This is a genomic window from Herbiconiux sp. UC225_62, from assembly GCF_042694625.1.
In the GTDB taxonomy this organism is placed as follows: Bacteria; Actinomycetota; Actinomycetes; order Actinomycetales; family Microbacteriaceae; genus Herbiconiux.
The window spans coordinates 2098389-2119212 of the sequence record NZ_CP170551.1 but is presented as its reverse complement, the minus strand read 5'-3'; the positions used below and the strand labels follow the sequence as shown (position 1 = coordinate 2119212).

Annotated in this window: 20 protein-coding genes; 13 read left to right on the top strand and 7 right to left on the bottom strand. The window is 71.2% G+C overall.

The genetic code is table 11. The annotated features are described in order from the left end of the window. The 6 genes from ACFJGU_RS10240 to ACFJGU_RS10215 are packed head-to-tail and all read left to right on the top strand — an operon-like array spanning nt 1 to nt 8308. Nucleotides 1-4671, top strand: coding sequence for an FtsK/SpoIIIE domain-containing protein (locus ACFJGU_RS10240; protein ID WP_382310037.1), 4671 nt, complete (start codon nt 1-3; stop codon nt 4669-4671). 13 nt (nt 4672-4684) lie between these two features. Next, a complete protein-coding gene (locus ACFJGU_RS10235) occupies nt 4685-4981 on the top strand; it encodes a WXG100 family type VII secretion target (RefSeq protein WP_382310036.1) in 297 nt (98 codons plus the stop codon). Between the two features lies 1 nt (nt 4982). Then, entirely contained in the window at nt 4983-5276 is a 294-nt protein-coding gene (locus ACFJGU_RS10230) for a hypothetical protein (RefSeq protein WP_382310034.1), read from the top strand. Between the two features lie 5 nt (nt 5277-5281). Then, a complete protein-coding gene (locus ACFJGU_RS10225) occupies nt 5282-6880 on the top strand; it encodes a hypothetical protein (RefSeq protein WP_382310032.1) in 1599 nt (532 codons plus the stop codon). Further along, complete coding sequence (locus ACFJGU_RS10220; RefSeq protein WP_382310031.1) at nt 6873-7700, top strand: hypothetical protein; 828 nt, start codon at nt 6873-6875, stop codon at nt 7698-7700. Before ACFJGU_RS10225 ends, ACFJGU_RS10220 begins: the two co-directional genes overlap by 8 nt. After that, entirely contained in the window at nt 7697-8308 is a 612-nt protein-coding gene (locus tag ACFJGU_RS10215) for a hypothetical protein (RefSeq protein ID WP_382310029.1), read from the top strand. Before ACFJGU_RS10220 ends, ACFJGU_RS10215 begins: the two co-directional genes overlap by 4 nt. Before the next feature lie 20 nt (nt 8309-8328). Here ACFJGU_RS10215 and ACFJGU_RS10210 read toward each other — a convergent pair whose 3' ends face one another. After that, nucleotides 8329-9267, bottom strand: coding sequence for a 5'-3' exonuclease H3TH domain-containing protein (locus ACFJGU_RS10210; protein ID WP_382310028.1), 939 nt, complete (start codon nt 9265-9267; stop codon nt 8329-8331). A 57-nt stretch (nt 9268-9324) separates the two neighbouring features. Here ACFJGU_RS10210 and ACFJGU_RS10205 point away from each other — a divergent pair, with 57 nt between their 5' ends. Next, nucleotides 9325-10131 (top strand): dienelactone hydrolase family protein, encoded by an 807-nt coding sequence (locus ACFJGU_RS10205; protein ID WP_382310026.1) that lies wholly within the window; start codon nt 9325-9327, stop codon nt 10129-10131. A 13-nt stretch (nt 10132-10144) separates the two neighbouring features. Here ACFJGU_RS10205 and ACFJGU_RS10200 read toward each other — a convergent pair whose 3' ends face one another. Further along, entirely contained in the window at nt 10145-11710 is a 1566-nt protein-coding gene (locus ACFJGU_RS10200; protein ID WP_382310024.1) for a deoxyguanosinetriphosphate triphosphohydrolase family protein, read from the bottom strand. Between the two features lie 158 nt (nt 11711-11868). On the opposite strand from ACFJGU_RS10200, the gene ACFJGU_RS10195 reads away from it, so the two are divergent. Both ACFJGU_RS10195 and ACFJGU_RS10190 read left to right on the top strand, forming a co-directional pair. Then, entirely contained in the window at nt 11869-12183 is a 315-nt protein-coding gene (locus tag ACFJGU_RS10195; RefSeq protein ID WP_382310022.1) for a hypothetical protein, read from the top strand. 23 nt (nt 12184-12206) lie between these two features. Next, complete coding sequence (locus ACFJGU_RS10190) at nt 12207-12542, top strand: LysR family transcriptional regulator (RefSeq protein WP_382310020.1); 336 nt, start codon at nt 12207-12209, stop codon at nt 12540-12542. 54 nt (nt 12543-12596) lie between these two features. On the opposite strand, the gene ACFJGU_RS10185 is transcribed toward ACFJGU_RS10190, so the two are convergent. Further along, nucleotides 12597-13529 (bottom strand): endonuclease domain-containing protein, encoded by a 933-nt coding sequence (locus ACFJGU_RS10185; protein WP_382310018.1) that lies wholly within the window; start codon nt 13527-13529, stop codon nt 12597-12599. Between the two features lie 206 nt (nt 13530-13735). Between ACFJGU_RS10185 and ACFJGU_RS10180 the strand changes: the two genes are divergently transcribed. Then, nucleotides 13736-15118 (top strand): LLM class flavin-dependent oxidoreductase, encoded by a 1383-nt coding sequence (locus tag ACFJGU_RS10180; RefSeq protein ID WP_382310016.1) that lies wholly within the window; start codon nt 13736-13738, stop codon nt 15116-15118. A 40-nt stretch (nt 15119-15158) separates the two neighbouring features. Further along, the gene (locus ACFJGU_RS10175; RefSeq protein ID WP_382310014.1) at nt 15159-15836 is read left to right on the top strand and encodes a hypothetical protein; all 678 of its coding nucleotides are present in this window, start codon (nt 15159-15161) and stop codon (nt 15834-15836) included. A gap of 3 nt (nt 15837-15839) precedes the next feature. Here the strand turns inward: ACFJGU_RS10175 and ACFJGU_RS10170 are convergent, their stop codons facing one another. Both ACFJGU_RS10170 and ACFJGU_RS10165 read right to left on the bottom strand, forming a co-directional pair. Continuing rightward, nucleotides 15840-16493 carry a Pr6Pr family membrane protein gene (locus ACFJGU_RS10170; protein ID WP_382310012.1) on the bottom strand — a complete coding sequence of 218 codons (654 nt, stop codon included), beginning with the start codon at nt 16491-16493 and terminating at the stop codon, nt 15840-15842. Nucleotides 16494-16550: 57 nt separating this feature from the next. Next, a complete protein-coding gene (locus tag ACFJGU_RS10165; RefSeq protein ID WP_382310010.1) occupies nt 16551-17144 on the bottom strand; it encodes a TetR/AcrR family transcriptional regulator in 594 nt (197 codons plus the stop codon). Between the two features lie 62 nt (nt 17145-17206). On the opposite strand from ACFJGU_RS10165, the gene ACFJGU_RS10160 reads away from it, so the two are divergent. Next, nucleotides 17207-17983: an SDR family NAD(P)-dependent oxidoreductase gene (locus ACFJGU_RS10160; RefSeq protein WP_382310008.1), complete on the top strand. Its 777-nt coding sequence runs from the start codon at nt 17207-17209 to the stop codon at nt 17981-17983. 62 nt (nt 17984-18045) lie between these two features. Here the strand turns inward: ACFJGU_RS10160 and ACFJGU_RS10155 are convergent, their stop codons facing one another. Continuing rightward, entirely contained in the window at nt 18046-18864 is an 819-nt protein-coding gene (locus ACFJGU_RS10155; RefSeq protein WP_382310006.1) for a ferritin-like domain-containing protein, read from the bottom strand. A 28-nt stretch (nt 18865-18892) separates the two neighbouring features. Between ACFJGU_RS10155 and ACFJGU_RS10150 the strand changes: the two genes are divergently transcribed. Beyond that, on the top strand, nt 18893-19726 hold the full coding sequence (locus ACFJGU_RS10150) for an SDR family NAD(P)-dependent oxidoreductase (protein WP_382310004.1): 834 nt from the start codon (nt 18893-18895) through the stop codon (nt 19724-19726). Here ACFJGU_RS10150 and ACFJGU_RS10145 read toward each other — a convergent pair. After that, entirely contained in the window at nt 19658-20752 is a 1095-nt protein-coding gene (locus ACFJGU_RS10145; RefSeq protein WP_382310001.1) for an SRPBCC domain-containing protein, read from the bottom strand. The two genes, ACFJGU_RS10150 and ACFJGU_RS10145, sit on opposite strands and share 69 nt — an antisense overlap. Nucleotides 20753-20824: the final 72 nt, after the last annotated feature.

The window sequence follows — 20824 nt, the reverse complement described above, 5'->3', positions numbered from 1 at the left end:
GTGCGCCTGAAGTTCACCCTGCTGCGGGGCTCGGCGCCGGCCGCCGACATCGTCGTCACCACGGATGCCACCGCCTCGGTCGGCGACCTCGCCGCGGCCGTGGCCGACGCCGATCCGCTCGCCACGGGGCGACGCGCAGGAGCCGTGACGCTCGCGGTGTCCCCACCCGCCTTCGCCCGCGAGTCTGTGCTGGCGCCCACCACACCGATCGGCGAGGCCGAGATCGGGTCGGGGTTCACGGTGCGCGTGACCGCACCGACCGACCCGCGCGCCGCCGATCCGGAGATCGCACCCGGTGGCGTCGCCTCCGAGACGCCCGCCGTGATCGCCCGCGTGATCACCGGCCCGGACGCCGGGCGGGAGTTCCCTCTCGCCGTCGGGGAGAGCACGATCGGCCGCGACCCGGCCTGCACGATCGTGCTCACCGATCCGCTCGCGTCGAAGGTGCACGCGAAGGTGCTCGTGGGAGACGTGATCGAGGTGGCCGACCTCAACTCGGCGAACGGTCTACTGATCGACGGCGGCATCGTGACGCGGGTCACCGTCGACCAGCACCAGTCCGTCACGATCGGTGACTCCGAAATCGGCTTCCGTCGGGTGGCGCGTCCGCAGGGCGCGGGCGCTCAGCCCGAAACAGGCGCCCGCGGCCCGGTCGAGCGGGGCGGGGTTCTGCCCTTCAACCGGGCGCCGCGCGTGGAGAGCCGCTACCCGGGTCGCGAGTTCCAGGCACCCGTGCCGCCCTCCGAGCCCGAGAAGATGCGCTTCCCGTGGATCTCCCTGCTCGCCCCGCTCGTCACCGGCGCCGCGATGTTCGCGCTCTTCCAGAGCGCATTCGCGCTGCTCTTCGTGGCGCTCGCCCCCATCCTCGTGCTCGGCAGCTATCTCGACGGCGGAATGAACCGGCGGCGGCGCCTCGGCGCCGACACGGCCCGATTCGACGAGGAGTTGCACGACCTCTCGGCCGAACTGGCCGCCGAGGTCCCCACGGAGCGAGCGGTGCGCAACGCGGAGGCACCCACGACGGCCGAGATCTACGCCGACGCGATGCAACTCGGCCCGCTGCTGTGGACCCGTCGGCCCGAGCACTGGTCGTTCCTCAACCTGCGCCTGGGCACCGGCACCCTCCCCTCGCGCAACACGGTGGGCCGCGCCGACGACTCCGGGCGGGCCGTGCCCGAGCTCGGCCGCCGCGTCGACGAGGTGCTGGCGCCCTTCGCCGACATCGCCGATGTGCCCCTCGTCGAGAATCCGCGATCGAGCGGCGGAATCGGTGTGGTGGGGCCGGATGCCGTCGTCGCGGATGTCGCGCGAGGCCTGCTCGTGCAGGTGGCGGGCCTGCACTCTCCCGCCGAGGTGGTGCTCGCGGCCATCACGAGCGCGCGCTGGTCCCCCGAGTTCGCCTGGCTGGGCTGGCTGCCGCACACCTCCTCACCGCAGTCGCCGCTCGGCGACCAGGTGCACCTGGCCGACAGCGCCGCCACCGGCACCACCCTCCTGGCCTCCTTGGAGGCGCTGGTCGAGGCACGCGGCGGCAACGCAGTCGAACCCGCCTCCCGTGGGGCGCTGGGCGAGAACGACGACGTGAGTTCGGCCGGCGGGCGGGTGGGCCAGCCCGGTGGCGGTGGCTCCGACGCGTCGTCGATGCCGCGGAGCACCACGATGCCCGCCGTGGTGCTGCTCGTCACCGACGACGCGCCGGTCGACCGGGCACGCCTGGTGCAGCTCGCCGAGCGCGCGGCCGACGCGAACGTCTTCCTCATCTGGGCGGCGCCCTCCGCCCGTGACCTGCCCGCGGTCTGCCGGAGCTGGATCGACCTCGCGGCGGGTGCCGCGGGCTCCGCCGGCTCAGCGGGGGCGACCGGAACGGCGGGGGCGACCGGCGTGGCTCAGCCCCGCGGAGCATCCGTCGCCCTGGTTCGGCTCGGTCGGGCCGTGCCGGGCGTGCAGTGCGAGCGGATCGATCTCGCGCAGGCCACGGCTCTGGCGCGTCGCCTCGCACCCCTGGTCGACTCGGGCGCGCGCATCAGCGACTCCAGCGACCTGCCGCCGACCGTGTCCTTCCTCGCGCTCGTCGGCACGGAGTTCGCCGAGGCGCCGGCAGCCGTGATCGACCGATGGCAGCAGAGCCGGGCCGGCAGTCTGCGCGCCCTGGTGGGCAACTCCGGCGTGGACGCGATGCACCTCGACCTGCGCGCACAGGGCCCGCACGCCCTCGTGGGCGGCACGACCGGCTCGGGCAAGTCGGAGTTCCTGCAGGCGTGGGTGCTCGGCATGGCGGCCGAATACAGCCCCGACCGCGTCACCTTCCTCTTCGTCGACTACAAGGGCGGTTCGGCGTTCGCGGAGTGCGTCAGCCTTCCGCACGCGGTGGGTCTCGTCACCGACCTGAGCCCGCACCTGGTGCGCCGCGCCCTCACGAGCCTGCGCGCCGAACTGCAGCACCGTGAACGCCTGCTCGGCCGCAAGAAGGCGAAGGATCTGCTCGAACTCGAGAAGCGCGGAGATCCTGAGGCCCCGCCGGCGCTCGTGATCGTGATCGACGAGTTCGCCGCTCTCGCCACCGACGTGCCCGAGTTCGTCGACGGCGTCGTCGACATCGCGCAGCGCGGGCGCTCGCTCGGCATCCACCTCATCATGGCCACGCAGCGTCCCGCCGGCGTCATCAAGGACAACCTGCGCGCCAACACCAACCTGCGCGTGGCGCTCAGGATGGCCGACGAGCACGACTCGACGGATGTGATCGGCGAGAAGACGGCGGCCTTCTTCCACCCCGCGTTGCCCGGTCGCGCCGTCGCCAAAACGGGGCCGGGCAAAGTCACTCCCTTCCAGGCCGCCTACGTCGGCGGATGGACGCACCGCGGCCCGGAGCGCGCAAGCGTGAAGGTGGCCGAACTGCGCTTCGGTGCCGAGATCGTGTGGGAGCCGCGGGTGACCGACTCCGCCGCGCTCCGTCACGACGAGACAGGGCCGAACGACGAGTCGCGGCTCGTGGCCACCATCGGCACGGCCGCCGCCGTCGCGGGGGTGCCGGCGCCCCGGCGCCCGTGGCTCGACGAGCTCGCGGCGAGCTACGACCTCGCGGCCCTGCCGTCCTCCATCGGTGCCGATCTCGTGCTCGGGCTCGCCGACCTGCCCGAGCGTCAGGCGCAGGAACCGGTCGCGTTCCGCCCCGACGCCGACGGCCATCTCGCCGTCTACGGCACCGGCGGTTCGGGCAAGACCGTGACCCTCCGGACGATCGCGGCCGCCGCCTCCCTCGCAACCGACGGGCGCGTCGAGATCCACGCCCTCGACTTCGCCGGCGGGGGACTCCGGATGCTCGAACAGCTTCCCACCGTCGGGTCCGTGATCGCCGGCGACGACCCCGAACGCGTCTCCCGCCTGCTGCGCATGCTGGCCGAACTGCTCGACGACCGCGGCCGTCGCTTCTCCGCGATGAACGCCGGGTCGCTCGACGAGTACCGCGTGCTCGCGGGCGCCTCCGAGCTGCCGCGCGTGCTGCTGCTGATCGACGGATTCCCGGCGTTCCGAGCGGAGTGGGAGACGGCATCCGGCCGCCTGGTCCGCTACGGCGAGTTCCAGCGGGTGCTCGCCGAAGGCCGCCGGCTCGGCGTGCACGTGGTGTTCACGGCCGACCGGCCGGGCAGCGTGCCGTCGTCGGTGAGTTCGGCCGTGCCGCGCCGCGTGGTGCTGCGGATGTCGGACGAGTCGTCGTATCTCATGCTCGACACCCCCGACGACGTGCTCGGCCCGGCCTCACCCGCCGGTCGAGCGGTGATCGACGGACACGAGACGCAGATCGCGGTGCTCGGCGGCTCACGCAACGTGCTCGAGCAGGCGGGTGCCCTCGAACGTCTCGGCGCCGAACTGCGGGCCCGGGGCGTCGCCGACGTGGCGGCCGTCGGGTCGCTGCCCACCGACATCCCGCTCGCCGAACTGCCCGTGGAGGTGGCCGGCCGGCCGGCGCTCGGCGTGGCCGACGACGACCTCGCGCCATTGGGGTTCGATCCGATCGGGCTGCTGCTGGTGGCGGGCGGGCCCGCGAGCGGACGCACGAACGCGCTGCTCGTGCTCGCGCAGTCGCTGCGCCGGTGGCGCCCGGGCATCGCGCTGTACTACCTCGGCCAGCGCCGGTCCGCGCTGGTGGGCGCGGTGCCGTGGACCGAGACGGCCACCGATCCGGATGCGGTCGCCCAGCTCGCGCGCCGTCTCGCCACGGAGATCGCGGCCGCGGAGGGTGCAGCGGATGCCGCCGCATCGGGCGCCACCGCCGCCGACGCCACCACCGCCGGCCCCCTGGTCGTGGTGGTGGAGAGCATCGCCGACTTCCTCTCCACCCCCGCCGATGCGGCGATCGTGGAACTGATCCGCGCGGTCAAACGCAGCGAGCACCTGCTCGTCGCGGAGGCCGAGACCAGCACGTGGAGTTCGTCATGGCCGCTTCTCGCCGAAGTCAAGAACGCGCGCCGCGGCATCCTCCTGCAACCCGAACCCGTTGAAGGGGAGACGGTGCTGCGCACCGCCCTCCCGCGCGCCGCCCGCTCGGAGTTCCCTCCGGGCCGCGGCTACCTCGTGGCCTCAGGGAAGGCCACGAGGGTGCAGCTGCCTCGCGCCGCCGCACCCACCGCCAGCACCATCGATCCGGCCGCCGACATCGCGGCCCGTTCCTGAAGGAGAAGCCGACATGGCGAACCTCAACGTCACCTACGAAGAGATGAACGACGCCTCCCACCGCCTCGACGCGGGCCGGGACTCCATGACCAACACACTCACCGAACTCAAGAACCTCATCGACCAGCTCGTGGCGAACGGGTTCCAGACCCAGCTCGCCTCGGGTGCCTTCCAGGACACCTACGAGCAGTTCACCTCGGGCACCACCCAGGCGGTGAACGGGCTCGACGGTATGGCCAAGTTCCTGCGCGGCGCCGCGACGGCGATGCAGAACACCGACGAGCAGCTCGCTCGCGCCATCCAGCAGTGACATGGCCGGTGTTCTCAAGGTCGACACCGACACCCTGCGCGAGCTGGACTCCTCGCTGCGGCTGATCGTGACCACGCTCGACACCGCGGGCGGTATGAGCCGCTCGACGGCCGACGCCTGCGGCGACGGTGATCTGGCCGGCGTGCTGATCGACTTCGCCGACGACTGGGAGGACACGAGGGAGGACATGCTCGATGCGGTGCGCTCCATCAGCGACGCGGTGCACATGATCTCGAGCGCCTTCGACGAGGTCGACGGCAAGCTGCTCGAAGCACTCGAGAAAGCGATGGGCTGACGCCGATGGCCGAACTGGGACCCCTGCCGGGCGACCCGGACACGGTGCTTCGTGACGCCACGCAGTACCAGCGCACCGCGGAGGCCATCGCCTCGGCCGCCGATCAGCTCCGGCAACTCTCGGGCGAGAACTACCGCTCCGACGCCGTCGACGCGATCATCTCCACCGCCTCGGATGCCGCGGGCACGATCACGCAGGCCCACACCCGCTATTCGGAGGCCGCGCAGGCCCTGCTCGACTACGTCACGCCGATGCGCGAGGCGCACGACCGCGCGAACGCGCTCACCGCGGCGAACCGCGACCTCGTCGACCGGGCCGCGAGCATCCGGCCGCAGCTGGAGGAGTACGAGCGTCAGGCGCAGATTCCCGGCCCTCAGCAGCAGGCGGCTCAGGTCGCGCTCGAGCAGCTGCGGGGCGAGTGGGACTCGCTGCAGGCGCAGATGAGCCAGGCCGAGGCGGAGTGGCACGCCGCCCTCGACCGGATGCGCCGCGCTGCGGCCGTCGCGGCCGGGCGGGTGCACCGGGGCAACGAGTTCGGCGACCTCAACGACAGCTTCTGGGACTCGCTCGGCGACTTCTTCGACATCGTGAAGCTGGTGGCGAGCATCGCGCAGGTGGTGCTGAAGATCGTGTCGCTCGTGCTCACGGTGCTGGCCGTGGTGTTCGCTGCGCTGGCGGTCGTGGTGCCCATCCTCGCGGTGGTGTCGGCGCTGCTCTTCCTCTATGCGCAGGTGGTGAACATCGCGATCGCGGTGCTGGCGCTGCTGCAGTTCGTGATGAACGGGTTCCACATCCTCGACCTCGTGCTCGTGGGCGTGGCCGTGCTCGCCGCTTTCGGCGGTGGAGCGCTCGGCAACGCGCTGGGCGCGGCGGCGAAGTCGGCCGCGGCCGGTGCCACCACGGCGCTCGGCGAGGCCGCGAGCAAAGGCATCGGCGAGCTCGCCCAGGAGGCCGTGTCGCACGCGCTGGAGGCGGCGACCGATCAGGTGGTCGACGGCATCCTCGATCTCGGCGACGACGCCCACTCGCTCTACGACTCGATCTCCGGGGTGGGCAGCGACTTCCTCGACACGACCTTCGGCGACGACGTCTCGGCTTTCACCGACACGATGGAGGGGCTGGGCGAGAAGGTGGGCGCCGACTTCGCCGAGGGCGTGCAGGCCAGCGGGTTGGGTGCGGTGATCGACACGGCGGGGCAGCTCGGGCGGGCGGGCGCCGGCATGCTCGGCCAAGGGTATGACGCGGCCTACTCGGTGGCCACCCAGGTAACCGATTCTGTGCAGACGGCGGTGTCGTCGATCGAGCAGTCGATCGACCAGGCGTCGCGCAGCGCCCTGGGACCGCTCCTCGGACAGGGGCTCGACGGGGTCTCCTCGCAGCTCTCGCACGACCTCGGAGGTGTGCTCGGCGGCCCCGACACGGGCGGGAAGGTGAGCGACTTCGTCTCGTCCCAGCTGGGCGATCTGGTGGGTTCTGTGCCGGGTGCCTCCGTCGTGGTGCAGCCGATCGCCGATGGTTTCGGCGATCTGGCGCAGCGCGCGTACGACGCCTCGCAATCACCCCACGTGGGTGCGGGCACGAGCGGGGGATCGCGGCATGGCTGAGCGGGTGGCCTTCGAACTGGCGCTGCCGGCGGGATGGGTCGAGCTGAACGGCTCGGCCGTGGCCGACGCCGTGGCCGCGTCGGCAGAGGAGCCTGTGCTCGCTGCCGAGCTGGCGCGGGCTTTGGAGCAAGCGGAGCGGCAGGGCCGTCCGGGGCGCGTTCGCTACGTCTATGTCGGCACGGAGGGAGTCCCGTCCGTGCGGGCGTGGGCTCACCTCGAACTCGCGGCACGCGACGGCGCGACGCCCGACGAGCTGCTGGCCCGGGTGCAGGGCGAGGTGACCGTGCCGGGTTGGACGCCGACACCGGGCGGAGGCGCGGGCACCGCTGCCGCGACGGGGAGTCCGGCTAGCGGCGCACCGTCGCCTGGCGGATCCGGCACTGGCAGTTCTGGCGTGCGCCCATGGCGGCGCGAGGTGGCGGCGGCGCGGCTCGCCGGCCTGCCCGCCGTCGTGGTGGACGACCTGCTCGAGGTGCCGTCAGCTGCCGGGCCGCGCGTGCACCGACGCATCCTGGTCACCCTGTTCCCCGGCGTGCCGAGTGCGCCGGACGCGCCTGGCACGTCGAGCTCGCCCGGTGAGTCGAACGTGCCCGGGGTGCCCGGTGCTCCGGGTGCGTCCGATGCGTCGACGGCGCCCGGTGCGCCTGGCGCGCCTGGCGCCGATGAGGGAACCGGCATTGGCGACCCCGGCGCCTCCGACTCCGTCGTGCAGTTCCAGCTCTCGACACCGGATCTCCTTGCGTTCGATGACCCCCTCACCGTGGCTCTCGAGCTCGCCGGGTCGTTGCGGCTCACGATCGGCGCGGTGGACGCCGCATGAGCACGACTTCTGCCGAGAACGGCTTCGACTTCGCGCTGCCCGGCACCTGGTGGCTCGTGCCGGTCGACGACCCCGAGGTGGCAGCGCGCTCGATCACGCGGGCGGTCGAGCAGGCGGTGGGTCGCCGCGACGCCGACGCCCGCCTACGCGCCGAGCTGCGCGGGCGTTTCACCGACGTGGCCGACCGGGCGCGCACCGCCGGCGCCGCCCAGGTGCACCTCTGCCACGAGATCGTCCCGGGGGTGCCCCTGCCGGCGACACTCACCGTCTACTGGCCGCGGATCGCCCTCCGGGCCAGCGGCGAGAGCGACCCGGCTCTCGCCCTGCGCGCCGTCCTCGGGCCGCCGGACAGGGAGGGCGACGATCTGACCCTCGACGACCTGCCCACTGGTCCCGGCATCCGTCGCACCCGCGTGATCACCGGATCCGCCGCGCCCGACGGCTCGGCGCCCGACGTCACGACCGTCGAGGTCGACTACTGGCTCGCCACCCCCGGCGGACGGGTGCTGCTGCTCTCCTTCGCCTGCGGCATGCCCCTCCTCGCCGACCAGCTCGTCGAGCTCTTCGATCTCGTGGTCCGCACCACCACCTGGCGCTTCCCCTCCTGACCTGGTCCGGCAGGCAGCCGTCAGGCCGTGCGGTCGAGGGCCGTCAGCAGCCGGCCGACGGCACCGCCGAGGTTCCAGTCGTCGGCGAGGCGTTCGAGTTCTGCCCGATCGTCTCCGGTGACCGGGTGCAGCTTCGCGCCCGCCTCCTCGAGGCTCGGCAATTCGAGGTCGCGCACGACCTTCACGACCGTCGGGGCCACCGCGAGATAGTCGGCGGCCGCTTCGAGCTTCAACCGCACGGATGCCGACACCCCGCCCTGCGCATCCGTCGCCGCCGCGAGCAACCCGTCGAGCGTGCCGTACTCGCCCAGCAGGCCCGCCGCGGTCTTCTCGCCGATACCGGCCACGCCCGGTAGGCCGTCACTGGTGTCGCCACGGAGGGTCGCGTAGTCGGCGTACTGCTCCGGGAGCACGCGATACTTGCCCACGACGACGGACTCGGTGAGCACCTCGAGGTTCTTCATGCCTCTCGCGGTATAGATCACCCGCACATCGCGCGAGTCGTCGACGAGTTGGAAGAGGTCGCGGTCGCCGGTGACCACGTCCACCGGCAGCTCGGCCTGACTGGCATAACTGCCGATCACGTCGTCGGCCTCGTGCTCGGCCGCCCCCACGACCGCGATGCCGGCTAGCGCGAGTGTCTCGCGGATCATCGGTATCTGCGCCTCGAGCGGATCGGGCACCACCTCCACGTCGGGTCCGGCCGCCACCAGCTCGGCCACCCGGTGCGCCTTGTAGCTCGGGATGAGGTCGACCCGCCACTGCGGCCGCCAGTCGTCGTCCCAGCACGCCACGAGATGCGTGGCGCCGAAGTCGGTGGTGAGCCGCGCGATCATGTCGAGGAGCCCCCGCACCGCATTCACCGGAGTGCCGTCCGCCCGCCGGATCGAGTCGGGCACCCCGTAGAACGCCCGGAAGTACAGCGACGCGGTGTCGAGCAGCATCAGTCGATCGGCCATACCCGATCCTGACACGGATGCCCCCACTCGCGCTCGCGCGCACGGCAGACTAGGGACATGACCGGTGCCGCGCCCACGTCCACGCTCGACGGGTGGGTGCGCTCCCCGTTCTCCGGCGGGGGCAGTACCTACGATTGCTACGAGAAGGGCTCCGGGCCCGGGGTGGTGCTCATCCCGGAGCTGCCCGGCATCACCCCGGAGGTGCTGGGGCTCGCCGAGCACCTCGTCGGCGAGGGGTTCACGGTCGTGGTGCCGTCGCCGTTCGGGGTGCCGGAGAAGGAGAGCTCGCCCGGGTACGTCGCCCGCACGCTCGCCCGCATCTGCGTGAGTTCGGAGTTCCGGGCTTTCGCGGTGAACGCGAAGCGGCCGATCGCCGGATTCCTGCGCGCCGTCGCCGCCGACCTCAACGCCCGCACGCCCGGCACCGGAGTCGGCGTGATCGGGATGTGCTTCACCGGCGGATTCGCACTCGCGACCGCCGTCGACGACGCGGTGCTTGCATCCGTCGTCAGCCAGCCGGCAGCTCCGTTCCCGCTCGGCAAGGCGCGGCAGGCCGATCCCGGACTCTCGGACGGCGAGCTCGACCAGGTCGCCGCGCGGGCCGCCACCTCCGGGTTCTGCGCGCTCGGCCTGCGCTTCTCGGAAGACGGCAACTCACCCCGCCCACGCTTCGACTCCCTCGCGCGCCGGCTCGGTGATGCCTTCGACGTGATCGAGCTCGACTCCTCCCCCGGCAACCCCGGCGGCTTCTCCCCGCGCGCGCATTCCGTGCTCACGAGCGAGGTCCGTGACATCCCGGGCCACCCGGCCCTGCTCGCCCGAGCCCGCGTGGTCGCCTTCCTCCACAAGCAGCTCACGCCCTGAGCATCGACGGGGCTCAGAGGCTCTGGCCGATGTCCCAGAGGCGGTCGGTGCGGCCGTTCAAGGCTTCCGCCACCGCGATCGCCTGGCCGTCGGACAGCGAGGCGACGTAGTCGATCACGCCGCGACCGTGGCCGAGGCGGCGGAGGGATGCGGGCGAGGTGTCGTCGAGCAGGTACGGGCGCTCGGCGGCGAGCCGCTGGTAGCCGACCGTCGCGAGATCGACCATCTCGATCAGCCGTCGTGGCACCCGCTTGCGGTCGTAGTCGTCCTCGAGCCAGTCCGAGAACGCGCTCACGAGACTCACCAGCACCTGGCTCAGCCCTCGCTGGTACATGGCGATGTCGGGCCGGTTGAGGATGAAGTGCTTGTGCACGAACTTCAGCACCTTCACCTCGTGCCAGGCGCGACGGTTCAGCGTGATGATGCCCGTGCGCGGGGTGTCGGGCGGCGCTGCGACGATCGAGCGCTCGAAGTGCGCGATCCACCGGCTCGTGAATGACGACAGTCGGCGCTCGGCCGCGATCGACCCGTCGAACACCGTCGAGAGCAGGCCCTCCACGAGATCCTCCGAGACCACAGCCACCGCGTCGGCGAAAGCGTCGTCGTCGGCGATCCACGGATCGTCGCGGTGGATGCGCCGCCGCAGCGCCTCGATGCCCTCGCCCGCATGGTTCCGGATGCCCTCGACCTCGAGCTCGGGGGCCGCGAACAGCCGGAGCGCCGCCGAATTCTCGATCCAGCCCTTGAACTCGCGCGACACCGCCACCTGGCTCAGGATGCCCGCCCGGTAGAAGTCGTCGACGTCGTGGATGGAGTAGGCGATGTCGTCGGCGATGTCCATCACCGAGCACTCGAGCGACTGCTCCCAAGGCTTCAGCGCCGGCGCCGAGGCGCGCGCCTCGATCAGGTCGTCCTGCTCGAGGAAGTACGCCGAGTACTTCCTCGCCACGATCGCGTCGCCCTCGCGCTTGATGCCGCGCGGGATGTCGGTGGAGTCGTAGACGCGATCGCGGTCGAAGGTCAGTCCCTCCATCTGCGGCGTCCACGGGTACTTCGCGACCGCCGCCCGCACCGCCGCCGTGAGATTCAGCCCCGCGGATGCGCCGTCGCAGACGTCGAGCACCGTGAGGATGCGGTAGGTCTGCGCGTTGCCCTCGAATCCGTCACGGAGGCCCAGGGTGTCGCGCGCGATGCGGTTCAGCACGTTCTCGCCGAGGTGACCGAAGGGCGGGTGCCCGAGGTCGTGCGCGCTGGCGGCCGCCTGCACGACCACGGCGTCGCATCCGCCGGGCGAGATATCCGGCGAGAGGGCCGGCGTCGTGCCGACGAGTGTGTCGTCGACGGTGACCGCGATGGCGCGCGCCACGGCCGTCACCTTGATGGAGTGGGTGAGGCGGTTGTGGATGAGAGGGCTCGCGCCGGCCTGCGAGATCACTTGGGTGACGGCGGAGAGACGCGAGAAGTAGGGGGAGAAGCGCACGCGTTCGAGGTCGATGCGGAAGTCGGGGTTCTGGTCGGCGAGCTGGATCTCGTCGAGCACCTCCGGCTGGCGGCGCTGCAGGCGCGGGTCGTCGGTCACACTCACTCCTCGGTCGTTCGCCCCATTCTGCGCCACGGCGCGCCGATCGTCACACGCGCGGCGCCACGGACCCGCCGAGGCCGACGCTCTTACCGCCCCGGATGCGGGTCGCGGGGTAGCGTGTCGGGAGGCGTCCGTTCGGCGAAGGGGGAGCATCCGTGCCACCGCGACTCGGGTCGAAACAGCTGTTCGTGGGCGGACTCCTCGTGGTCGCGCTGGGTGTGCTCGCGATGACGTTCTCGGCGCAGCTCGTCTACGCGATGATCGGCAACGACGCGACGGCTCTCGGGATCGTGGGCGGGATCGCCGGCGCACTGTCCCAGGCGATCCTGACGCTCGGCGTCGTGCTCGTGGGCGTCTCGCCGATCGCCCGGATGCTCGAGCGCCCGCTGAAGAGACTGGACGAACGTACCGTGCTCATCCGCGAGAGCCTCGACCGGCGTGCCCGGGCGAGGCGGCGACCCGGCTCGTGACGCACGGCGGGTAGCCTGGGGGCGTGGACATCAGCCAGCTCCGGCACTTTCTCGCGGTCGCCGACGAGGGCGACTACTCGCGCGCCGCGAACGCGGAGCACGTGTCGCGGGCGACCATCCAGGCATCCATCACCCAGCTCGAGGAAGAGCGCGGCGAGACTCTCGTCGAGCCCGACGGCACAGGGGTGGCACTGACCGAGGCGGGCCTCGCGTTCCGCGCCGAGGCCCGCGGCCGCGTCGCGAGCGCTCCCCCGCCCGCGCCGAAAGCCGGCGGCAAGGCCAAGGCCTCGAAGGGCAAGGGCCGCGCCCCCACCGTCAAGGGCGAGCCCCTCCCTTACAAGAAGCGCCAGGGCCGCTGACGTTACGAGGTAGCGCCAAGTGCGAGTTCTGGGTTCTCGCACCCGCACTTGGCGCTACCTCGTAACGCGTGCAGCCGCGAGGGCTCGGGAGATGCGCGCGATCGTGCCGGCGGGATCGCCGTAGAGACCCGAACTGCGCACCTGGATGACGGTGTAGCCGGCCTCGCGAATGGCCTCGATGCGACGGAGGTCTTTCTCGTATTGGCGAGGGTCGGTGCGGTGCTGGTCGCCGTCGTACTCGATCACGAGGCGCGAGGAGCGGAAGAGCATGTCGACTCGTGGCGGTCGCATCCCCCGCACGTCGTGGAGCGTCTGGTTGAGTTCAGGCTCGGGCAGTCCCGCGCGAGCGATCAGGAGCCGGAGATGCGACTCGGGGCGCGACTCCGAGCCCTCGCGCACGTCGCGGATCGCGCTCCGCAACGCCCGCCCGCCCGGTCCGGCGAAGCGCTGGGCGCGCTCAGTCAGGTCGGCCAAAGACACGAATGGCCTCGTATCACTGTCGGGCACGACCGGCCGGAGCACCAAGTGATCCCCCGCGGCGACGAGATCGTCGTGGCCGAGGACCGTTCCCAGCTGACACCACGCGGATGCGGCGTCGACGACCCGGAGCCCGTACCGCTCTCGGACGCGCACATCCGCGTCGCCCAATCGGTGCCCGCGAACGCCCGCCGCTCGCGGCACGCCGCGCGGTTTGCCCACCGCGACGTCGAGCACGGACGATTCACCGAGTTCTCGCGGCAGGGGCACGTGCCAGAGCAGGGCAGCGGTGACGTGACTGAAGACGTGCGACACCGGCGCCCGACGGGCATACGCACCGCACAGCCCGACGAGTGTGACCGGGATGCGCGCCTCGACCCGCACTCCGCGAAACGGCCGCGCCAGATCCGAGGCCCTGACCCGGCTCCGGCTGAGGCCCGCCGCCCGGCCCTCGCCCACGCTGAAGGCCCGGTCGGAGAACTCACCGGGAAGGGGCGTGCGGCGTGACATCCGCCCATCCTGCCGATTCGGCCCACATTCTGCAGAAGTTATCCACACCCTCCGCGGCGCACCTCTGCCGGGTAGCGCTAAGTGCGACTCGCGGGGTTCGGAACCATGCTTTTGCGCTACCTCGCGTAGAGCGGGAGAGAGGGGGAATGTGACGGAATGTGGCGGTCCGGTGGACAGGGTCGGGATGCGGCGCCGAGCATGGGGGCATGACCAAGCAGATCCGCTTCAACGCCTTCGACATGAACTGCGTCGCGCACCAGTCCTCCGGGATGTGGCGCCACCCCGACGACCAGTCCTGGCGCTACAAGGAGATCTCCTACTGGACCGAGCTCGCCAAGCTGCTCGAGAGCGGCTCCTTCGACGGCATCTTCATCGCCGACGTGCTCGGCACCTACGACGTCTACGGCGGGTCGAACGAGGCCGCCATCCGCCACGGTGCGCAGGTGCCCGTGAACGACCCGGTGCTGCTCATCTCGGCCATGGCGGCCGTGACCGAGAACCTCGGGTTCGGGGTGACCGCGGGAACCGCGTACGAGCATCCGTACCCCTTCGCCCGACGGATGTCGACGCTCGACCACCTCACGAACGGCCGCGTGGGCTGGAACGTGGTGACCGGCTACCTGCCGAGCGCCGCGCGCAACATGGGCCACGACGACCAGCTCGAGCACGACCAGCGCTACGACGTGGCCGACGAGTACCTCGAGGTGCTCTACAAGCTCTGGGAAGGCTCATGGGAGGACGACGCGGTGATCCGCGACCGCCAATCCGGCGTCTTCACCGACCCGGCGAAGGTGCACGAGATCGGGCACTACGGCGAGCATTTCACCGTTCCGGGCATCCACATCGCCGAGCCCTCGCCGCAGCGCACCCCCGTCATCTACCAGGCCGGCGCCAGCCCGCGCGGCATCGCGTTCGCCGCGGGCAACGCCGAGGCCATCTTCGTCGCCGCCCCCACGAAGGCCGTACTGAAGGGCACGGTCGGCAAGATCCGCGACGCGCTCGAGGCCGCCGGCCGTGACCGGAACTCGGCGAAGATCTACACCCTGCTCACGATCATCACCGACGAGACCAGCGAGAAGGCGCACGCCAAGCACGCCGACTACCTGCAGTACGCCAGCGAGGAGGGCGCACTCGTGTTCATGTCGGGCTGGATGGGCATCGACCTCTCGCAGTACGACCTCGACGAGCCGATCGGCAACGTGAAGTCGAACGCCATCCAGTCGGCGGTGTCGAACTTCCAGTCGGCCAACGAAGACGGCAAGGAATGGACCGTGCGCGACATCGCGAAGCTCGGTGCCATCGGCGGCCTCGGTCCGCTGATCGTCGGCTCGGCCGAGGAGATCGCCGACCAGCTGCAGGAATGGGTGGAGGAGACGGATGTCGACGGCTTCAACCTCGCGTACGCCATCACTCCGGGCACCTTCGAAGACATCGTGACCTTCGTCATCCCGGAACTCCGCAAGCGCGGCGCCTACCCCGAGGGCTACGCCCCCGGCACCCTGCGCAACAAGCTGCATGGCCGCGGCGATCGCCTGCCGGCCGAGCACCACGGCGCGCGCTTCACGGTGGGTCAGCCCGTGCAGGCGTAGGGCCGTTGCCGCACCCCGTCCGCCGGGAGCACAATGAGGCATGGGCTCGCATTCGAGTGACCCAGCGGCCGACCCCGACCCCGTTCCCCCCTCGGTGCGCGCACAGCTCCTGGCCACCGAGCACTGGGGCCTGCTCGCGGCGCGCGGGACCGCCCAGAACGAGGTGCTCACCCGGATCGCGATCTTCTTCACCCTCGTCTCCGCGGGCTTGGTGAGCTTGGCGCTGATCGGTCAGGCCACCGGCTTCGCCGAGTCGTTCTCGGGCTTCTCGCTGGGCATCATCGGATTCGTCTGCTTCGTCGGCTTGCTGACCCAGCTGCGCGTGTTCGCGGTGGGCATGGAGGACCTCATGTACGTGGTGGCGATGAACCGGCTGCGCGGCGCCTACGACGAACTCGACCCGGGCATCGCGCAGTACTTCATGGCCTCGCGACACGACGACCTGGCCGGGTCGCTCCAGACGTACTACTTCTTCCTCCCTCGCCGCAGCGACATCGCCCAGGTGCTGGCGAGCAGCATGATCTTCGTGGCCGTGGTGAACGCCGCGCTCGTGGGCCTGTTCGCGGGAGCGGTCACGATGTCGCTGGGCGCGCATCCGGTGGCTGCGATCGCGGTGGGCGTCATCGTCGGATTCGTCTGGCTGGCGACCTCCGCCGTGCTCGGCGAGCGCCACTACCGCGCGGTGTGGAAGGGGCACGTCCCCCTGTTCCCGAGCTGAGGATCAGGCCAGGCGGGGTTCCCGTCGCCCGTCGACGCGGCGGGCACGGATGCGCGAATAGGCCACCGCGAGCGCCCCGAGTCCCACGAGCACGCCGGTCAGCGCCACGATGTACACGAACACGCTCAGCCACCCGTCTGTGGCCGGGTCGAGGAACGGGTACGGGTAGATCTCGCCGCCGCTCGCCGCCGCTCGGATGAAGGTGTAGACGGCCCACGCGACCGGGTAGATCGGCACGATCCAGAGAGCGCGCCAGGGCAACGCGGGGCGGCCGGGTGCCAGCAGCCAATCGAGCAGGAGCAGTAGCGGCACCCAGACGTGCACCACCTCGTTCGGCCAGTCGAGACCGGGATACCCCGTCGGCGGGATGTTCCGCAGCAGCACGTTGTAGACGGCGGCCGTGACGATCGCATAGGTGAGGGTCGCCATCCGCACGGTCGTGAACAGCGTCGGGTCGCGAGTGAACCGGAGCGCCAGCACGCCGCCCACCAGCAGGACGACGATGTTGAACAAACTCGTCTCGATGGTGAAGTAGCTGAAGTACTCCCACGGGTCGAAGGCGTTGTTCGCCACGCGGTCGCCGATCTGGATGCCGATGGTGACGGCGAGCCCCACCCCGGCGATCAGCCTCACCAGCCCTGCGACGCGCCTGCCCATGGAAGTCGTTCGCAGCGGCGGCTCGGATGGATTGCGACTGACGGCCATCGCCTCACCCTACGCGGGCTGCGGCTGCCGCAGCTGGGTGAACATGACGTCGAGCGCCGATTCGAGGTGTTCGGTCCTTCCCGTCGACCGCATCACGACGACGCCGCCCTGGATGGCGGCGATCATCGCGCCCGCGAGCCGGTCGGGATCGACGTCGGCGTCGGCGCATCCGGAGGCCTGCATCGAGCGGATGCCGGTGGCCAACGCTCCCTGCCACTGCACGAGCAGGGCGCGCACCACGTCGACCGCGCCCGGGGTCGATCCGATCTGACCCATCAGGGTGTTGAGCGGGCAGTGCGTGCCCTGTGCCCGGTAGCGGGCGACGAGCACCTCGCGCCAGGCCTGCCAGGCGTCCCACGTGGAGAGATCGCCGAGGTGCGGCTGCTGTTCGGCGAGCACCCGGTCGGCCTCGTGGCGCATGACGGCGAGCAGGAGCTCGTCTTTGCCGTGGGGGAAGTAGTGGAAGAGCTGGCCCTTGCTGGTGGCGGTCACGGCACGCACGTCGTCGAGGCTGATCTCGCCGAACTCGTTCTCGCGCAGGAAGGCGGCGGCGCCCTCGATGATGCGGTCGCGCGTGGCTCGGCCTTTGGCAGTGATGGGCATGACTCCACGATACGTCCATTCTGGACTTGAGAGTCCAAAAATGCGGACATAGCGTGCCTTCCATGACTCAACGACTCCTCGGCAAGACCGCGCTCGTCACGGGCTCCACCAACAACATCGGACTCAGCATCGCCCGGGCTCTCGCGGCCGAGAGCGCCCACGTCGTCGTCTCCGGACGCGACTCGACGCGAGGCGCCGCGGCAGCCGCGAGCATCCGCGACGCCGGCGGACGGGCCGACTTCGTGCGCGCCGATCTCGACGGTTCCGCCGCCCGCAGCCACGCGCTCGCCGACGAGGCGGCCACCGCCCTCGGCGGACGGATCGACATCCTGGTCAACAACGCGGGCATCTACCCGCCACACAGCACCGGCTCCGCCGACGAGGAGCTGTTCGACCGCATCTACGCCGTGAACCTCAAAGCTCCCTTCTTCCTCACTCAGGCGATGGTGCCGGGCATGATCGCGGCCGGTGGCGGAGTGGTGGTTAACCTCGGATCGTGGATCACGCGACTGGCCGTGGCCGGCAGCCCGCTCTACAGCTCCTCGAAGAGCGCGATGGAGGCGTTGACCCGCTCTTGGGCGGCCGAGTTCGGCCCGCAGGGGGTGCGGGTGAACGCGGTGTCGCCCGGCGTGATCCGGGCGCTCGATCTCGCCCCCGGAGCGGATGCCCCGAGCGAGCACATGATGCACGGCACCCCGGCCGGACGCACCGGTCTTCCCCACGAGGTCGCCGCGGCGGTCGTGTACCTGGCCTCCGACGACGCGTCGTTCGTGCACGGCACGACGCTCGACGTGGACGGCGGGCGCGTGGCCGCGGCGGTGGTGCGGCCGGCGGCCTGACGCTCCATGTCGATGGCAGACGCCCGGCCGCAGCGGTGGTGCAGGCGGCGAGGGCCTGTGCGTCACGGGGCGGAGGTCGGCCCGTACGGCGCCGTGCCCGCGGCGTGGCGGCCGAGGCGGAACGCCGGGCCGGCCGCGAGTCGGAAGTGGCGCAGCGCCCGGCCCCAGAAGGTGAACGGCCGCAATCCGCAGGCGCGGAGGGCCGGGCCGTGGTCGAGGGCGACGACCGTGGCCGCTCCCACCGCGACCGTCCAGGCGGCCGCCGCCGCGAGCATCCGCCCGACCGGCGACACCCGCTCGAACCCCACCCGCAACTGGTCGATCTGGAAGCGGATGTGCTCCACCTCGTCGGTCAGCACCCGTTCCGCCACCCCGTGGATGACCGGATCCAGCGACCGGTGCAGGGCACCGAAGTACTCGAGTGCCACGGTCTCGGCGACGAGGAACAGGGTGATCTCGGTGCGCAGGCCCATCAGGCGGCGCAGCACGACGAAGGCGCCGTCCGACCAGTGGGCCGCGAGCGGTTCGACGCCGAATCGTTTGAGCGCCCGGGCGAACAGCGCCGAGTGCTTCTGCTCCTCTTGCACGAAGAGCACCAGGGCCGCGTCGTAGTCCGCGTCGCCGCGGGCCGCCGCCTTCGACATCAAACCCGTGCCCTCGCCGCGCTCACCGAGTTCGAACCGCTGCAGCGACTGCGAGGTCGCCACCCGGGCGGCGCTCGGGAGGGGTGACCGGGAGGCCCACGGGATCTGGGCGTCCAGCCGAGCGTGGCGGACGAGGTTCGCCTCGAAATACTCGCCCCACACGGCGAAGGTACCGGGGCCGGCACCCTGCCCGGCCGGCTCGCTCGTGCTGGTCTTCGACATCTCCTGCTGACGCATCCTGACTCCTCCGTTCGGCTCGCGACGGTTGTCCCGGTCGCGTTCGAGCGGCATCGGCGAGGCCGCGGCCCGGCGCCTCGCGGGCCGCGCTCGCGTCCTGGTTCTGCTCGGCCCCGAACCGGAGCAGCAGGTCGCCCCGGTTCTCCGAGGCATTCGAAAGAGCGGCCCGGCCGACGTCCACTACATCTCCGCCGATTTCACCCGCCTCACCGAGGTGGCTGGAGCTGCACGGGAGATCACGAGTCGGGCGCGCCGGATCGATGTGCTGATGAACGACGCCGGCGTGCCCGGCGCGCCCACGCGCATCCTCACGCCCGACGGCTTCGAGCGCACCCTGCAGGTGAACGCTCTGGCGCCGGCCCTGCTCACCCGCCTCCTGGTGCCATCGCTCTCGTCGCGGGCGCGCATCGTGAACGTCGGCTCCTCGGCTCACCACGTCGAGCGGTTCGACTTCGACGACGTCGACCTGGAGCACCACTATGCGCCGGTCTCGGCCTATGCACGGGCCAAATTGGCGATGGTCACCTGGTCGTCGATGCTCGCCGAGGAGGAGGCGGGCTCGGGCGTCACCGTCGTGGCCCTTTGCCCCGGGCTCAACGACACCCCGCTCAGCGCGGCGATGATGGGCCGGATCGGCGGACCGCCGTCGGTCGGTGCGGCCCGCGTCATCCAGGCGATCAGCGCGGATGTCGCGTCGGGCTCGTATCTCGAAGACGGCCAGGTCGCCGCCCTCAGCACCGAAGCGCGCGACCCCGGGAATCGGGAACGGCTCGCCCGGCTCTTCCGGGCCCGTCTAGGGGGTCTCGCCGTTGGCGGCGGCCTCGATCCAGTCGACGCCGGCGTCGGAGAAGAAGAAACCTGAGGCATCCGATTCGCCGAACCACCACGCGGTGGGATCGACGGCGCCGGCCGCACGCTCGATCTCGGCCACGATCTCGGGCGTCACCGCGTCGCCGTTGTTGTCAGCCAGCCACTCCCGCGTCGCGGGCGAGAGCTTGGGCCACCACTGCTCGATCTCCATGACGGCAGTATCCCCCTTCCGCAGTTGAGCAGCCAGATTGTCGAGCAGGTTGGCCCAGCCGAGTTCGAGCCCGGCCAACACCGGGGCGGCTTCGGCGACGGCGTCATCGACGCGGATGGTGAGCAGCAGATCCGTGCCGCGCGCGCCCACGTCCGCGGGGCCGGGTTGGCCGACGCCGGCTGTCCCTGAGCCGGCAGGCTCCACGGTCGCGAACTCGGCCCGGTAGACCGCAGTGAACAGCGGCGCCCCATCCGGACCCAGGGGTGCGAGCTCGAACTCGAGGAGACGGGCCGGTTCGGCCGCGAGCATCCGGCCCGTCGACGCATATTCGGTGCCGTCGCCCTCCCGTAGCCCCACCGCCACCGTTGCGCCGGGTGCCGGGGGCAGATCGAACTCCGTCACGGTGAAGTGGTTGGGCGCCCACCACCGTCGCGCCTGGTCGGGCTCCGTCCAGGCCGCCCACGCCGCCTCGGGCGTGGCGGTCAACCGACGGTGCAGTGAGATCGACCGCACCGCGCTCCCGCTCGCCGCCGCCCGCTCCGTCTCCGCCCGTACCGCGCGCGCGTAGTCACCCAATGCGGCGTCGTCGGCGCGCGGCACCCCGAGCTCGCTGAGCTGCTCCGCGAGCAGACGCAGCGTGTCGCGTTCGAGCGCGGCGAGCCTCCGCCGGCCGAGCCGGTGCACAGTGATCACTCCGGCCGACTCGAGCGTCTGAAGGTGCTTCGTTGTCTGCGGCTGCAGCGCCGAGAGAGCGGATGCGACCTCCCCGACCGTGTGCGGCCTCTCGGCCAGGAGAGTCACGATGCGATAGCGCTGGGGCTCCGCGATGGCCGCGAGCACCTGCTGGACATCCATCGGAGTACGCATGAATGAGCTCCTTGACATATTCGTTTAGGCGAATATAACGTGATCGCAAACGAAAGGAAAGGACGAAAGACA